Here is a 15,441-nt window from a genome sequence, read left to right as displayed (position 1 = left end):
TGAGCTTGCGACCAGGGGACGGATGGGACCGCGCTGTGCGGGGCTACGAAAGCCAGGAGAGCCATCAGGCCGAGGCCGACCACCTCTCGCGCTTCGAGGCCGAGATGGAGCGGCTGAAGAAGGAGCGCGGGAAGGCCGTCCAGCACGCCGAAGACCTGGGATACCAGGTCGAGGTGCTGCGCGCCAAGCTCCATGAGGTACGCCGCAATCTCGCGTCCCGCCCCGCCTACGACGGTGCGGACATGGGCTACCAGGCGGAGCAGCTGCTCCGCAATGCCCAGATCCAGGCCGACCAGATGCGCTCGGACGCCGAGCGCGAACTGCGCGACGCCCGGGCGCAGACCCAGCGCATCCTGCAGGAACACGCCGAGCACCAGGCGCGTCTGCAGGCCGAGCTGCACGCCGAGGCCGTCAACCGGCGCCAGCGGCTGGACCAGGAACTCAACGAGCGCCGCCAGACGGTCGAGGCGCACGTCAACGAGAACGTCGCCTGGGCCGAACAGCTGCGCGCGCGCACGGAGTCCCAGGCCCGCCGGCTCATGGACGAGTCCCGCGCCGAGGCCGAACAGACCCTGAACGCGGCGCGCGCCGAGGCCGCCCGGCACGCCGCCGAGGCCACCCGCCGGCTCGCCTCCGAGGCCGAGGCCACCCGAGCCGAGGCCGAGGCGACGCTGCTGCGCGCCCGCAAGGAGGCCGAGCGGCTGCTCGCCGCCGCTTCCGCGCAGGCGCAGGAGGCCACCGAGCACGCGGAGCGGCTGCGCACGAGCACCACCGCCGAGGCCGAGCAGACCCGGCAGCAGACCCTCGACCTGGGCCGGGTCGCCGAGTCCCGGGTCCAGGAGGCCGACAACGCGCTGCGCACCGCGCGCGCCGAGGCCGAGAAGGTGCTCGCGGAGGCCAAGGAGAGCGCGGCCCGCCAGCTCGCCTCGGCGGAGTCGGTCAACGAGCAGCGCACCCGCACCGCCAAGGAGCAGGTCGCCCGGCTGGTCGGCGAGGCGTCCAAGGAGGCCGAGGCCCTCAAGGCCGAGGCCGAGCAGGCGCTGGCCGACGCCCGCGCGGAGGCGGAGCGGCTGCGCACCGAGGCCGGCGCGCAGGCCCGTACGGCCGCCTCCGAGGAGATGGCGGCGCAGCTGGCGAAGGCGGCCCGCACCGCCGAGGACGTACTGAACAAGGCTTCGCAGGACGCCCAGGCCACCACCCGCGCCGCGTCCGAGGAGGCCGAGCGGATCCGCCGCGAGGCCGAGGCCGAGGCCGAGCGGCTGCGTGCCCAGGCCGCGGCCACGGCCGATGAGCTCAAGGGCGCCGCGAAGGACGACACCGAGGAGTACCGGGCCCGTACGGTCGAACTCCAGGAGGAGGCCCGCCGGCTGCGCGGCGAGGCCGAGCAGCTGCGCGCGGAGGCCGTCGCCGAGGGCGAGCGGATCCGCGGCGAGGCACGCCGCGAGGCGGTCCAGCAGATCGAGGAGGCGGCCCGCACCGCGGAGGGGCTGCTGGGCAAGGCCAAGGCCGACGCCGACGAACTGCGCGGCGGGGCCGCCGCCGAGAGCGAGCGGGTCCGCGCGGAGGCCGTGGAGCGGGCCACCACCCTGCGCAGGCAGGCCGAGGAGACCCTGGAGCGGACCCGCGCCGAGGCCGAACGGCTGCGCGCCGAGGCCGAGGAGCAGGCCGAGGCCGTACGCGCCGAGGCGGAGGCCGCGGCCGCCGCCCGGCGCGAGGAGACCGAACAGGCCATCGCCGCCAAGCGGGCGGAGGCCGACGAGGAACTGGTCCGGCTGCACACGGACGCCGAGAGCCGGCTGTCCACGGCCGAGGTGACGCTGCGCGACGCCCGCACGGCGGCGGAGAACATCCGCCGGGAGACCGCCGAGGAGACCGACCGGCTGCGCTCCGAGTCGGCGGAGCGGATCCGCACGCTCCAGACGCAGTCGCAGGCCGAGGCCGAGCAGCTGCGCACGGAGGCGGCGCAGGACGCCGGCCGGGTCCGGGCGGAGGCCGAGCAGGTCGCGGTACGGCTGCGCGGTGACGCCGAGGCCGAGGCGGAGCGGGTGCGTTCCGAGGCGCAGGAGACCGCGGACCGGCTGCGCGCGGAGGCGAAGGCCGCCGCCGAGCGGGTCTCCGCGGAGGCCGCGGAGGCGCTGTCCGCCGCCGCGGAGGAAGCCGCCCGGCGCCGCCGGGAGGCCGAGGAGACCCTCGCTTCGGCCCGTACGGACGCCGACAACGAGCGGGCCCAGGCCCGTGAGCAGAGCGAGGAGCTGCTGGCGCAGGCCCGCAAGCGCTCGGAGGAGGCTCAGGCCGAGGCGGCCCGGCTCACCGACGAGGCGGAGCGGCGCGCGTCGGAGCTGGTGGCGGCGGCGGAGGCCACCGCCCAGCAGGTCCGCGACGCCGTGGCCGGACTGCACGAGCAGGCCGAGGAGGAGATCGCCGGGCTGCGCAGCGCGGCCGAGCACGCGGCGGAGCGCACCAGGACGGAGTCGGAGGCCGAGGCCGGCCGGGTCCGCGCCGACGCGCACGCGGAGCGGGAGCGGGCCGCCGAGGACGCCGCCCGCATCCGCAGCGAAGCCCGGCAGGAGACGGACGCGGCGAAGGCGCTGGCGGAGCGCACGGTCGGCGAAGCCATCGCCGAGGCCGAGCAGTTGCGCGCGGACACCGCCGAGTACGCGCAGCGGGTGCGTACGGAGGCGACGGACGCGCTGGCCGCCTCCGAACGCGACGCGGCCCGTACCCGGGCGGACGCCCGGGAGGACGCGAACCGGATCCGCGGCGAGGCGGCGGAGTCCCTGGAGTCCTCGCGCGCCGAGGGCGCCCGGATCGTCGCGGAGGCGACGGAGGAGGCCGAGCGGCTCACCGAGGAGACCCTCGCGGCCAACGCGGCGACGGTCACGGAAGCCACCGCGGAGGCGGAGCGGCTCCGCGCCGACGCCGAGGCGGCGGCGGAGGCGACCCGCGCCGAGGCGGCGGACACGCTGGACGAGGCCCGGGTGGAGGCCGGCCGGCTGCGTACCGAGGCCGCGGAGCAGGCGGACCGGCTGGTCACGGAGGCGATCTCCGAGGCGGAGCGGCTCACCGAGGAGACGCGCACGGCGAGCGAGGCCACCTTGGCCGCGGCGACGGCGAAGGCCGAGCGGCTCACCGCGCAGGCCGCGGACACCCTGGCCGCGGCCGAACGGGACGCGGCACGCGTCCTGATCGATGCCCGCACCGAGGGCGACCGGCTGGTCGAGGAGACCCGCGCGGCCAACGAGGCGACGGTCGGCGAGGCCGCGGCGGAGGCCGAGCGGCTGCGCACGGAGGCGGCGCGGACGCTGGAGGAGGCGCGCGCGGAGGGCGGCCGGGTCATCGGCGAGGCCACCGCGGAGGCCGAGCGGGTCACGGCCGCGGCGGCGGAGACGCTGGCGAGCGCCGAGCGGGAGTCCGAGCGGATCCTGGACGAGGCCCGCGAGGAGGCGGGCAGGCGCCGCACCGAGGCCGCGGAGCAGGTGGACCGGCTCATCACCGAGGCCGCGGCGGAAGCCGACAAGCTCACCGAGCAGACCCGCAAGGACAACGAGCGTACGGTCGGCGAAGCCCGGAACGAGGCGGAGCGGCTGCGGGCCGAGGCCACGGAGGCGCTGTCCTCGGCGCAGGAGCACGCGGCCCGCACCCGGTCGGAGGCCGAGCGCGTCAAGGCGCAGGCGGCGGCCGAGGCGGAGCGCATGCGCACCGAGGCCCGTGCGGAGTCGGAACGCATGCTCGACGAGGCCCGCGAGGAGGCGGGCAGGCGCCGCACCGAGGCCGCGGAGCAGGTGGACCGGCTCATCACCGAGGCCGCGGCGGAAGCCGACAAGCTCACCGCCGACGCGCGGCAGCAGGCCCTGGCGGCGACCACGGCTGCCGAGGAGCAGGCCGACGCGATGGTCGACGCGGCCCGCAAGGAGGCGGCGCGGATCACTTCGGAGGCGACCGTCGAGGGCAACTCCACCGTGGAGAAGGCCCGTACGGACGCGGACGAGCTGCTCGTCGGGGCGCGTACGGACGCCGCCGCCATAAGGGAGCGGGCGGAGGAACTGCGCGCCCGCGTGGAGTCCGAGGTGGAGGAGCTGCACGAGCGGGCCCGCCGGGAGTCGGCCGAGCAGATGAAGTCGGCGGGCGAGCGCGTGGACAAGCTGGTGCGCGCGGCGACGGAGCAGAGCGTCGAGGCCGAGGCGAAGGCCAAGGAGATGCTGTCCGACGCGAGCAGTGAGGCGAGCAAGGTCCGCATCGCCGCCGTCCGCAAGGCGGAGGCGCTGCTCAAGGAGGCCGAGCAGAAGAAGGCCGACCTGGCGCGTCAGGCGGAGCAGGCGCTCGCGGAGGCGAAGGCCGAGGCGGAGCAGCTGGTCGAGGAGGGCCGCCGTGAGCTGGAGGTCCTCGTGCGCAGGCGGGAGGACATTCAGGCGGAGATCTCCCGTGTCCAGGACGTTCTTGAGGCGTTGGAATCATTCGAGGCGCCTTCGGGCGGCGGAAAGCCGGTGGTCGGCGGTCAGGGCGCGGGGGGCGTGAAGGCCGGAGCGGCAGCGGGTTCCACTCGTTCGGGTGGTAAGTCGTCAGAGGGCTAGTCAGTATGAGGGAATGTGTGCACCTGATGAAGGTTCATCCGAACGAGTGACAAGCATTCTGTCGCCTTGCCACTCAAAAGGGGTGTCATTGTCCGGATCAAACGTGGATTGACTCGATGACACGCCGCTCGGGCGCCTAGGATTCCCCCAACACCTCACGTAGCACCTCATCGGTCTCATTCGACAGGAACCCCATGAGCGACACTTCCTCCCCCTTCGGCTTCGAGCTCGTGCGGCGTGGTTACGACCGCGGTCAGGTGGACGACCGCATCACCAAGCTGGTCTCCGACCGCGACAGCGCACTTGGACGTATCAACTCTCTGGAAAAGCGGATCGAGGAGCTGCACCTCGAAACGCAGAACGCCCAGGCCCAGGTGAGCGACGCCGAGCCGTCGTACGCCGGTCTCGGCGCCCGGGTCGAGAAGATCCTGCGCCTGGCCGAGGAGGAGGCGAAGGACCTGCGCGAGGAGGCCCGTCGCGCGGCCGAGCAGCACCGTGAGCTGGCGGAGTCGGCCGCCCAGCAGGTGCGCAACGACGCCGAGTCGTTCGCCGCCGACCGCAAGACGAAGGCGGAGGACGAGGGCGTCCGCATCGTCGAGAAGGCCAAGGGCGACGCGTCGACCCTGCGCGCCGAGGCCCAGAAGGACGCCGCCTCCAAGCGCGAGGAGGCCGACGCGCTCTTCGAGGAGACGCGCGCCAAGGCCGCCCAGGCCGCCGCCGACTTCGAGACCAACCTCGCCAAGCGCCGGGAGCAGTCCGAGCGGGACCTGGCCTCCCGTCAGGCCAAGGCCGAGAAGCGGCTCGCGGAGATCGAGCACCGCGCGGAGCAGCTGCGCCTGGAGGCCGAGAAGCTCCGTACCGACGCCGAGCGCCGCGCCCGCCAGACCGTGGAGACCGCGCAGCGCCAGGCCGAGGACATCGTGGCCGACGCCAACGCCAAGGCCGACCGGATCCGCAGCGAGTCCGAGCGCGAGCTGGCGGCGCTCACCAACCGCCGCGACTCCATCAACGCCCAGCTGACCAACGTCCGCGAGATGCTGGCGACGCTGACCGGTGCCGCCGTGGCCGCCGCCGGCTCCCCGATCGACGACGAGCCGGTCACCCGCGGCGTCCCGGCGCAGCAGACCCGCTGAGCCCCGTTACGGCGTCCGGCGCGTACACCCCCGATACTCGCCGGTAGGACCGCGGCTCGCAGCACTTGCCCAACGAGGGCCCTGTGTCACCTTTCGAGGTGGCGTAGGGCCCTCGGGCGTTCTAGCGTGGCCGCATGATCGAGCTTGAGGGCCTTACCAAACGATTCGGCGCCAAGACCGCCGTGGACAACCTCAGCTTCCAGGTCAGACCGGGGGTGGTGACGGGCTTCCTCGGCCCCAACGGGGCGGGCAAGTCCACGACCATGCGCATGATGCTCGACCTCGACAACCCGACCAGTGGCACGGTCAGGATCGACGGCAAGCACTACCGGGACCTGCCGGAACCGCTGAAGCACATCGGGGCGCTGCTGGATGCGAAGTCCATGCACGGCGGACGCAGCGCCTACAACAACCTGCTCTGCCTCGCCCAGTCCAACCGGATCCCCGAACGCCGGGTGGCGGAGGTACTGGATCTCGTCGGGCTGACACCGGTGGCGAGGAAGAAGTCGAAAGGATTTTCGCTCGGCATGGGGCAGCGGCTGGGAATCGCCTCCGCCCTGCTCGGCGATCCGGAGATCCTGATGTTCGACGAACCCGTCAATGGTCTGGACCCGGAGGGAATTCACTGGATCCGCAATCTGATGAAGAGGCTGGCGTCGGAAGGAAGGACGATCTTCGTTTCCTCGCACTTGATGAGTGAAATGGCGCTGACGGCAGACCATTTGATCGTGATCGGACAGGGCAGACTCCTCGCCGACTTGCCGATGGCCGATTTCATCCATCAGAACTCGCGCAGCTACGTACGTCTGCGCTCACCGCAGCAGGAGCGGCTCAAGGACGTCCTGCACGAGGCCGGCATCAACGCCGTCAGCGTTCCGGCCACCGGCACGCTGGAAATCGACGGCGTGGGACCGGAGCGGCTCGGCGAACTGGCCGCCCAGCACCAGATCGTGCTCCACGAACTCAGCCCCCAACGGGCTTCACTGGAAGAAGCGTTCATGCGTATGACGGCGGACTCCGTCGAGTACCACGCCCACGCGCCGGGGCTCCCCGGCGCCCCTGCCGCTCCCGCTCCCGCTCCCGCTCCCGGCATGGCCGGCGACAACCCGGCCCGGCCGGCCGACGTCCCCGCGTGGGGCGCCGGTTTCGACGCGACCCGCAAGGGCGGTGAGTGACCGTGGCCCTCCCCGCCGTCCTCAACTCCGAGTGGACGAAGATCCGTACGGTCTCCTCCACGGTGTGGACCCTCGCCATCGCCCTCATCGCCACCGTCGGCTTCGGCGCCGGGTTCTGCGCGCTGATCAGCTCGGCCTTCGACAGCATGCCCGAGATCGAACGGGCCACGTTCGATCCGACCCTGATGAGCTTCAGCGGGATGCAGTTCGGCCAGCTGGCGATGATCGTCTTCGGAGTGCTGGTGGTCAGCACCGAATACAGCACCGGCATGATCCGCGCCTCCCTGGCCGCCGTACCGGGCCGCGGGAGCTTCCTGCTGGGCAAGCTCACCGTCGCCACGGCACTGGCCCTGCTGGTCGGGCTGACGACCAGCTTCGTGGCGTTCTTCGTCGGCCAGGCGATCCTGGGCGAGCACGGCATCGGCATCGGGGAGGAGAACGTCCTGCGGGCGGTGATCGGCGCCGGCGTGTACATGGCGCTCCTCGCCCTGTTCTCGATGGGGGTGGCCACCATGCTGCGCAGCTCGGTCGCCTCGATCAGCATCCTCATCCCGTTCTTCCTGATCGTCTCGAACCTGCTCAGCGGCTTCGAAGTGACCAGGAAGTACGGCCAGTACCTGCCCGACAAGGCGGGATCCAAGATCATGCAGATCGTGCCGGACGCCATGGGCCGCGGCGAGACGCCCTACGGCCCCTGGGGCGGCCTCGCCATCATGCTGCTGTGGGTGGCCGCCGCGGTGCTCGGGGGCTACTTCGTCCTCAAGAACAGGGACGCCTGACCCTCCAGCGCTACGGACGTCCTCCGGGGAAAGCCCGGGTCGGTCTCAGGGGCAGCTCAGGGATCCGGCCCGGGACGGAACCGTAGGCCACTCGATATCCTCTTAACCCTTACAGGGGCGAGAGCCGTCCCGGGCCTGCCGGCCTGTCGAGGGGCACAACCATGATCGAGGCAGTCGGCCTGACCAAGCGCTTCGGCGCCAAGACCGCCGTCGACCAGCTGTCCTTCCAGGTCAGGCCTGGTCACGTCACCGGATTCCTCGGACCCAACGGGTCGGGCAAATCCACCACCATGCGCATGATCCTCGGACTCGACCGGCCCACCGCCGGTCATGTGACGATCAACGGGCACGCCTTCCGGGAGCTGCCGAACGCGCAGCGGCACGTCGGCGCCCTGCTCGACGCCAAAGCCATGCACGGCGGCCGCCGGGCCCGCACCCACCTGCTGTCCATCGCCCAGCTCTCGGGCATCCCGGAGAAGCGGGTGGACGAGGTGCTGGCGGTCGTCGGCCTCCAGGACGCCGCCCGGCAGCGCACGAAGGGCTTCTCCCTCGGCATGGGCCAGCGGCTCGGCATCGCCACCGCCCTCCTCGGCGACCCCCAGGTGCTGCTCTTCGACGAACCCGTCAACGGTCTCGACCCGGAGGGCATCCTCTGGGTCCGCAACCTCATGCGCCGGCTCGCCGCCGAGGGCCGTACCGTCTTCGTCTCCTCGCACCTGATGAGCGAGATGGCCGTGACCGCGGACCACCTGATAGTGATCGGGCGGGGCCGGCTGCTGGCCGACATGAGCACCCAGGAGTTCATCACGCACAACTCGGCCGGATTCGCTCGGGTGCGCGTGGCCGGGACCGGCCCCGATGGCCGGGACGCGTTCGCGGAGATCCTCCGCAAGGACGGCGCCCGCGTCCTCCAGGAGCCGGACGGCGCCCTGCGGGTGACGGGCCTGGAACTGCCCCGGATCTCCGATCTGGCCCACGAGGGCGGCCTGCGGCTGTGGGAGCTGTCCCCGCACCGCGCCTCGCTGGAGGAGGCCTACATGCGGATGACCCGGTCCTCCGTCGAGTACACCTCCACCGACGACCCCCGGGCCCAGCTGTGGGAGACGGATCCGCTGGCCCTGCCGCAGTGGGAGGAGGGTCCGGCGGCCCCCGAAGTCCCGCAGACGGGCTTCTTCGCACCCCCGCCGCCCGCCGCCACGGGCGGTTCGGGATTCCTCATGCCCAGCGAGCCCGGCGAGCTCGCCGCCTCCGCCCAGAACAACCCCGAGGCCTCCCGATGACCGGCGCGCAGACCGACCCTTCGACCCACTCGTCCGCCCCCGCCGCGGCGGCCTACGGCCCGCCGGTGGAGAGCCGGCGCCCGCACCTGGGTCATGCCCTGGCCTCGGAGTGGACCAAGCTCGTCTCGGTCCGCTCCACCCTGTGGACGCTCGGCTCCCTCGTGGTGGTCGTCGTCGGCATCGGCATGATCTTCATCGCCCAGACGTCCTCGGGCGACTACGCGAACATCCCGTTCACCACTCCGGCCCTCTTCGGCATGCTCGTCGGGCAGCTCGCGGTGATGGTGCTCGGCGTGCTCACGATCACCTCCGAGCACGGCACGGGCCTGGTGCGCACCACCTTCACCGCCGCGCCCGACCGGCACCGGGTCCTCACCGCCAAGTACCTCGTGTTCGGCCTCGTCGCGTTCCTCACCAGCGCCGGTTCCGTCTTCGTGGTCGGCACGGCGGCGGCCATCGCCCACAACGGCGCCGGCGCCGGGAGCCACTCGACGGGCGAATGGGCCGGGGCGCTCGAGGGGAGCTTCTACGTCACCCTGCTCGGGTTGCTCGCACTGGCCGTCGGGGCGCTGGTGCGGCACTCGGCAGGGGCGATCGCCGTCATGATCGGCGTGGTGACGCTGCCGCCGGTGGCCGGGGCGATGCTCAGCATCTGGGAGGCCTCGGCGCCGCTGGGGCGGCTGGTGCTCCAGCACAACGCGCCGGTCGCGCTGATGCAGCTGTTCGGGATGCCGTCGGGCACCAGCCCGTCCGGCTCCCCCCAGACGATGCCCGCCGATCTGACGCAGATGGCGCTGATGCTACTGGTGACGGGCGCCGCCATGGCGGCCTCGTACGTGGTGGTCGGCCGCCGGGACGTGTGACGCGGGGGGCCCTGGGAGCCGGCCCCGAAGCCCGGCCCCGAGACCCGGCCCTAGTACTTCGGCGCGTTCCTGGACCGCTGCACCCGTGAGGTGCGGCGGTCCTTCGCGTTCCAGCAGGCCTTGTGCCAGTGCCGGCGGTCGTCCACGCCCCCGTACTCCGGCCAGGCCACCAGGTGCGGGGTGCCGGAGGGGATCTCCTGGTCGCAGCCGGGGCAGCGGTAGCGCTTGCCCGCCGCGCTCGCGCCCGCCACGTGCCGGACCCGCCACTCCTCGCCGAGGTACTCCTCGGTCTGCTCCAGACCGAACCGGTCCATCCCCCCGGCACCGGACCCGGAGCCGGACCCCGTACCCGAACGGTCGGCTGAGTTCCCGCCGCCCCTGGGGCGGTTGTGGCGCGGTGACACGTATACCTCACGGATGGGCGGACGGCAGTGACTTTCCCCCAGACTACGCGCAGCGAGCCCGGGTACCCGCAGTGTGTCCAAGGGCGGGGCTCGTTCACGAGTACTGGCCTGACAATCCCAATAACTTTGCCGCCGGGCCGTGCCTTTGGCACGTGTCGGGCGTTGTTGCCATCAGACGTTGATGTCATGAACGGCGGAGAGCCGGTCCACCTGGGGAGGCCGCGTCAGCCGCGAGGAGGTTGAGCGCGATGCGCGTAGGAGCGTTTGTGGTGGCGGCCCAGTTCCCGGGCCAGGGACCGGGGGAAGCGCTGCACCGGGCGGTGCGGACCGCGGAGGTCGCCGAAGAGGCCGGACTGGACGCGGTCTGGCTCGCGGAGCACCACTTCGTGCCGTACGGGGTCTGCCCCTCCGCGGTGACCCTGGCCGCCCTGCTGCTCGGGCGGACCCGGCGGCTGCGCGTGGGCACCGCGGTGAGCGTGCTGCCGAACTCGCACCCGGTGACCGTGGGCGAACAGGCGGCCCTGCTGCACCTGACCTCGGGCGGACGCTTCGTGCTCGGGGTGGGCCGGGGCGGCCCCTGGGTCGACCTGGAGGTGTTCCGCGGGGGCCTGGATGCGTACGAGAACGGCTTCCCGGAGGCCCTGGACCTGCTGCGACGGTGGCTGACCGAGGCCCGCGTGGGAGCGTCCGGCGAGCGGTACGACTTCCGTGAGGTGGCCGTCGTACCGCGTCCGTCGGAGGCACTGGACGGTGACGGGAAGGGGCCGGAAGTGATCGTCGCCTGCACCTCCCCGGCGTCGGTACGGCTGGCCGCGGAGCGGGGCCTGCCGATGCTGCTGGGCATGCACTGCGGGGACGAGGAGAAGGCGGACATGGTCGCGCTGTGGCGGCGCACCGCCCGGGCGGCCGGGCACCCGCCGGAGGCCGACCACGTGTCGGCCGGGGTCTGCCAGCTCGCCGACCGCACGGCGGGCGCCCGGGAGACGCTGGTGAAGGCGATGCCGGGCTGGCTGCGCCAGGGCCTGGACGCGCACGTGACGGTGGACGGCCGCCGGCGCGCGATGCGGGACCCGGTCGCGTACACGGAGCTGCTGTGCGCGCTGCACCCCGTCGGCACCCCGAAGTTCGCGGCGGACCGGCTCGCCGCCACGTCCGAACGCACCGGGATCACCCGCTTCGCCCTGCTCACCGAAGGCTCCGGTGACCTCGCCGCGACGGAGGAGAACGTACGACGCCTCGGCGCCGAGGTCCTGCCCCGCCTCGGCTGAGACCCGGGCTGCCGCTCCGGTACCGGTCGCACCTCCCGCGAACGGAGCGGCAACGGGAAGGGTCACAAGGCCCAAGGCCCCGGCGGGGCCTAGCAGTCGCGCAGCTCCGGCGACTGGTTGAGCAGCTGGCCGCGGATCGAGGTGAACTTGGCGAGTCGGTCATCCACCGCGGGGTCCAGCGGGAACACCGCCACCCGGTGGCAGTTCTGGAACGCCAGGCGCACCCCGAAGTGCCGCTGCAGGGCACCGCGTATCGCGTCACTCGCGAGCGCGCGCAGCAACTGCCCGCGCGCCTGCTCGTCCGGCGGCGGCGTCTGGTTGTCGGCGAACTCTCCGCCCTCAACCTCCAGCTGGGCCACCAGCGAGCTGACCATCTCCCATGCGTAAGGCAGGGAGGTCCGGACGCAGTCGACGAAAGCGGCTTCGTCGACCTCGCCTCGCTCGGCCTGTTCGAGTAGGGCCGGTGAGACGTCGAGCGACATGGGTTCTCCTCTCGTGACCCCGGCCGTCTGGGTGTCCGGAGTCCTACGGGCAGGGAAGGCGGCAGCGACGCAGCGTGCACGCTCGACAACCACCCGCTCACCACGGTAGGCGCCCCCGGGTTGCCGCACCAGGAGAATGCGCATACAACGCGCCATCGGCGAAGGGGGCTTTCACGGGCGAATCGCGTGGAGGCCCATCGGTCGAGTAGCGTTGCCGACCATGCGTCTCGTCATTGCCCGCTGCTCCGTCGACTACGCGGGCCGGCTCACCGCCCATCTGCCCTCCGCACCCCGTCTGATCCTCGTGAAGGCCGACGGCAGTGTCTCGATCCACGCGGACGACCGGGCGTACAAACCGCTCAACTGGATGTCTCCTCCGTGCACCCTCAAGGAGGGGACCGGCGCCGAGGAAGGCGTCTGGACCGTCGTCAACAAGGCGGGCGAAAAGCTCATCATCACCATGGAGGAAGTGCTGCACGACTCCTCCCACGAGCTGGGCGTCGACCCGGGCCTGATCAAGGACGGCGTGGAAGCACACCTCCAGGAGCTGCTCGCCGACCGCATCGACACGCTGGGCGACGGCTACACGCTGATCCGCCGCGAGTACATGACGGCGATCGGCCCGGTGGACATCCTGTGCCGTGACGCCTCGGGGGCGACCGTGGCCGTGGAGATCAAGCGGCGCGGCGAGATCGACGGCGTGGAACAGCTCACCCGTTACCTCGAACTCCTCAACCGCGACCCGCACCTCGCGCCGGTCCGCGGTGTCTTCGCCGCGCAGGAGATCAAGCCGCAGGCCCGCGTACTGGCGACGGACCGCGGCATGGACTGCGTGGTGCTGGACTACAACGCGATGCGCGGCATCGAGGACGACAAGCTCCGCCTGTTCTGATCCGCGGGCCCCGTCCTCACTGCGTGGACGACGGGGCCGATTCGGAGGCGGACCCGCTCGTGCCCGGCCCGGTCGGGGGATCCGTCGGGGGAGCCGTGGACGGGGTCGTCTGCGGCGAGGAGGAGGTGGCCGGCGGGGGCGCCGACGAGGTGGCCGGTGCCGTGGTGCCCGGAGCCGGCGGTGAGGCCTTGTGCGTCGGGGTCCGGCCCTTCGACGTGGTCCGCGGGCCCGGGGTGGTCCCCGGAAGGGGCTCCGCCGCCGGTTCGCCCGGCCGGGGCGCCGCCGGGTCGGACGGGTCCGCCGTCGGTCCGGCGGTGCCCGGCTCCGGAGCGGCGGCGGGGTCGCCCGTGCCGGTGTCGGTGCTCAGGCCGGTGTCCGGGGTCGAGGACACCGCCGGGTCCGTCGGCGTCGTCCGCGCGTCCGAGCCGGACACCGCGAGGCCCACCACGGTCCCGATCACGGCAACGCTCAGGGCCCCGGCCGCGGCGAGGAACGCCGTCCTGCGCCGGGAGCCGGGCTCCCCGGCGGACGGCCGCACCGGGGCGGGAGCCCCGCCGCGCGCGACCCCCGGCACCGGCACCGTGACCGGCTCGGGCTTCGGTATGGGCGGGAAGGCGTCCTCGAACACCCCCGAGAAGGCCGACGGCGTCGTCGGCGCGGCGGGCCGCCGGATCGCGGGCACCACCTGGGTCACCGCGTCCGGCCCGGCGGGAGGTACGGGCGGAGCCACGGAGCGGGCGAGGGGGTGGATCACGGGGCCGGCCGCCACCGGGGGCGCGGCCGCGGCCACCGGGGCCTCCAGCCGCAGCGGCGGCGACACCTCCACCTCCGCCGCCTCGCGGTCCGTGACCAGGGCCAGCGCCCGCCGGCCCGCGACGGTCCCGCGCTTGTCCGCGAGCGCGCCCCGCAGTCCTATCGAAGCCTCCAGCTCCGCACGCGACCGCTCCAGCCGCCCCTCGCACAGCGCGAGCACGCCCAGTTCGTGGTGGAAGTAGGCCTGTTCCGCGACCTCGCCCGCCTTGCGGGCGGCCTCCGCGCCCGAGCGCAGCGCCCGCTCCCACGCCTCCCAGTGCAAGGACGCCGCCAGGGCCGGGGCCGCCGTCCGGGCCAGCATGACGGCGGCCACCACGTCGGCGCCCGCGAGCGCCGCCAGCACCGCGTCCGCCTCGGCCGCGACCCGCTCGGGCGTCACCGAGGCGTGCCCGGTCCACCAGGCGTAGTGCCGGGCCGCGGTACGGGCCTCCTCGTCGGCGCTGTCCCCGTACCCGGCCTCCTCCAGCTGCCGCGCGACCCCGCAGGACAGCCGGTAGCGCGGGCCCACGGGGGTCAGCAGTCCGCAGTCCAGCAGTTCCGCGACCGCCGCGTCGGCGTGCGTGTCCCCGACCAGCGCCGGCAGGTGCGCGTGGTGCGGCATCTCCCCGCCGAGCGCGCAGGCGATCCGCAGGGCTGCCCGCGCCGACTCGCTCACCCGTGAGGCCAGCAGCTCCGCGGGCGCGGCGCCCTCGGCCAGGGTCGGCAGCGGTACGTGGGCGGCTTCGCGCGGCCGGCCCTCGAAGACGCCGGGCTCGTCCTCGTCGTCCGGCGCGTCGCGGTGGTTCAGCTCGTCCCGGCGGCGCAGCAGCGCGGCCGCCTGTACGAAGCGCAGGGGCAGCCCCTCGGAGGCGAACCGCAGGTCCCCCGCCCAGGCCGTCTCCTCCTCCGTCAGGGGGCGTCCGGTGAGGTCCTCCAGGAGCCGGACGCACTCGGCCCGGCCGAGACCTCCGAGGAAGACCTCCTCCAGGTGCGAGTGCTCTGAAGGGGCGGTGGTGTCGGGGGTGGCGGCCAGCAGGTAGGCGCACTCGGGGGTGGCGCGCAGGAGTTCGTCGAGGGCGGCCCCACCGAGCTCCAGGTCGTCCACGAGGACGATCGCACCGATGTCCCGGACCCGTGCGAGGAGTTCCGTCCGGTCGGGACGTTCACCGGTGGTCTCGTACACGGCCGCGTGGAGCGCGTACAGCAGTTCCTGCGGCTGCTGCCGGCCGTACCCGCTGAGCCGGACGACCCCGTCGGGGGCGAGGCCCGCGCACACGGCGGCAACGGAGTCGAGCAGCGCGGAACGGCCCGATCCGGCCGGTCCGGTCAGCCGTACGGAGCGGCCCCGGCCCAGCAGCCGTTCGAGCCGCTCCCGCTCCTCCTCGCGCTGGAGCAGGGGGCGGGCGGGGGCGGTGGAGCCGGGGAGTGCGGGCGGCCGTCCGGCGGCCTCCCAGGCGGCGCGGGAGGCCGGGCCGCGCTTGGCGGGGCGGGCCGTCCCGGTGCCGGGGCGCAGGGGTTCTATCTCGCTGCCGTCGACGGGGTTGACGGTGAGGGTGAAGTCCCCCGTGGTCAGTGTGACGACGCGCGTGACACCGCCGGTGGGGGCGGCAACCGCTCCCCCGGGCCCGGTGGAGCCCGATCCCGGTCCGGCGGACCCCGGGCCCGCAGATCCGGTGCCCGAAGACCCCGCGCCCGCTGCCCGAAGTCCCGAGTCCGCGCCGGGCTGCCCCTGCGTACGGTCCATGACCAAGTCCCCCGATCGCGTCGCGTGCCGCGCCGCTGCCGCCGTCGTACCGCCCGGC

11 protein-coding genes are annotated in these 15,441 nt (G+C 73.5%); 8 read left to right on the top strand and 3 right to left on the bottom strand.

Translation table 11 applies throughout. From position 1 onward, the window contains the following. Positions 1 to 35 precede the first annotated feature (35 nt). The 6 genes from scy to IE207_RS08865 all read left to right on the top strand — a co-directional run bounded on the left by scy (position 36) and on the right by IE207_RS08865 (position 9,801). Positions 36 to 4,571, top strand: a complete 4,536-nt coding sequence (gene scy / locus IE207_RS08890; RefSeq protein ID WP_190183460.1) for a polarized growth protein Scy — start codon at positions 36 to 38, stop codon at positions 4,569 to 4,571. Positions 4,572 to 4,765: 194 nt separating this feature from the next. Further along, positions 4,766 to 5,704, top strand: a complete 939-nt coding sequence (locus IE207_RS08885; RefSeq protein ID WP_190183459.1) for a coiled-coil domain-containing protein — start codon at positions 4,766 to 4,768, stop codon at positions 5,702 to 5,704. Between the two features lie 134 nt (positions 5,705 to 5,838). Continuing rightward, complete coding sequence (locus IE207_RS08880; RefSeq protein WP_190183458.1) at positions 5,839 to 6,879, top strand: ABC transporter ATP-binding protein; 1,041 nt, start codon at positions 5,839 to 5,841, stop codon at positions 6,877 to 6,879. Beyond that, the gene (locus IE207_RS08875; RefSeq protein ID WP_190183457.1) at positions 6,876 to 7,658 is read left to right on the top strand and encodes an ABC transporter permease; all 783 of its coding nucleotides are present in this window, start codon (positions 6,876 to 6,878) and stop codon (positions 7,656 to 7,658) included. Before IE207_RS08880 ends, IE207_RS08875 begins: the two co-directional genes overlap by 4 nt. A gap of 161 nt (positions 7,659 to 7,819) precedes the next feature. Then, on the top strand, positions 7,820 to 8,938 hold the full coding sequence (locus tag IE207_RS08870; RefSeq protein ID WP_190183456.1) for an ABC transporter ATP-binding protein: 1,119 nt from the start codon (positions 7,820 to 7,822) through the stop codon (positions 8,936 to 8,938). Then, positions 8,935 to 9,801 carry an ABC transporter permease gene (locus IE207_RS08865; RefSeq protein ID WP_190183455.1) on the top strand — a complete coding sequence of 289 codons (867 nt, stop codon included), beginning with the start codon at positions 8,935 to 8,937 and terminating at the stop codon, positions 9,799 to 9,801. The genes IE207_RS08870 and IE207_RS08865 overlap by 4 nt, the downstream gene beginning before the upstream one ends. Positions 9,802 to 9,851: 50 nt before the next feature. Here the strand turns inward: IE207_RS08865 and IE207_RS08860 are convergent, their stop codons facing one another. Next, positions 9,852 to 10,205, bottom strand: coding sequence for an Rv1322 family protein (locus IE207_RS08860; RefSeq protein WP_190183454.1), 354 nt, complete (start codon positions 10,203 to 10,205; stop codon positions 9,852 to 9,854). 248 nt (positions 10,206 to 10,453) lie between these two features. Here IE207_RS08860 and IE207_RS08855 point away from each other — a divergent pair, with 248 nt between their 5' ends. Continuing rightward, positions 10,454 to 11,473: an LLM class flavin-dependent oxidoreductase gene (locus IE207_RS08855; RefSeq protein ID WP_190183453.1), complete on the top strand. Its 1,020-nt coding sequence runs from the start codon at positions 10,454 to 10,456 to the stop codon at positions 11,471 to 11,473. Between the two features lie 89 nt (positions 11,474 to 11,562). Here IE207_RS08855 and IE207_RS08850 read toward each other — a convergent pair whose 3' ends face one another. Then, the gene (locus tag IE207_RS08850; protein ID WP_136215131.1) at positions 11,563 to 11,955 is read right to left on the bottom strand and encodes an SCO5389 family protein; all 393 of its coding nucleotides are present in this window, start codon (positions 11,953 to 11,955) and stop codon (positions 11,563 to 11,565) included. A 220-nt stretch (positions 11,956 to 12,175) separates the two neighbouring features. On the opposite strand from IE207_RS08850, the gene nucS reads away from it, so the two are divergent. After that, positions 12,176 to 12,847 (top strand): endonuclease NucS, encoded by a 672-nt coding sequence (gene nucS / locus IE207_RS08845; protein ID WP_190183452.1) that lies wholly within the window; start codon positions 12,176 to 12,178, stop codon positions 12,845 to 12,847. Between the two features lie 16 nt (positions 12,848 to 12,863). Here nucS and IE207_RS33735 read toward each other — a convergent pair whose 3' ends face one another. Next, entirely contained in the window at positions 12,864 to 15,383 is a 2,520-nt protein-coding gene (locus IE207_RS33735) for an ATP-binding protein (protein ID WP_190183451.1), read from the bottom strand. Positions 15,384 to 15,441 lie beyond the last annotated feature (58 nt).

It is taken from the genome of Streptomyces cirratus, assembly GCF_014650775.1.
GTDB lineage: Bacteria > Actinomycetota > Actinomycetes > Streptomycetales > Streptomycetaceae > Streptomyces > Streptomyces cirratus.
The sequence above is the reverse complement of the archived record's forward strand: the minus strand, read 5'-3'. Positions and strand labels throughout refer to the sequence as shown.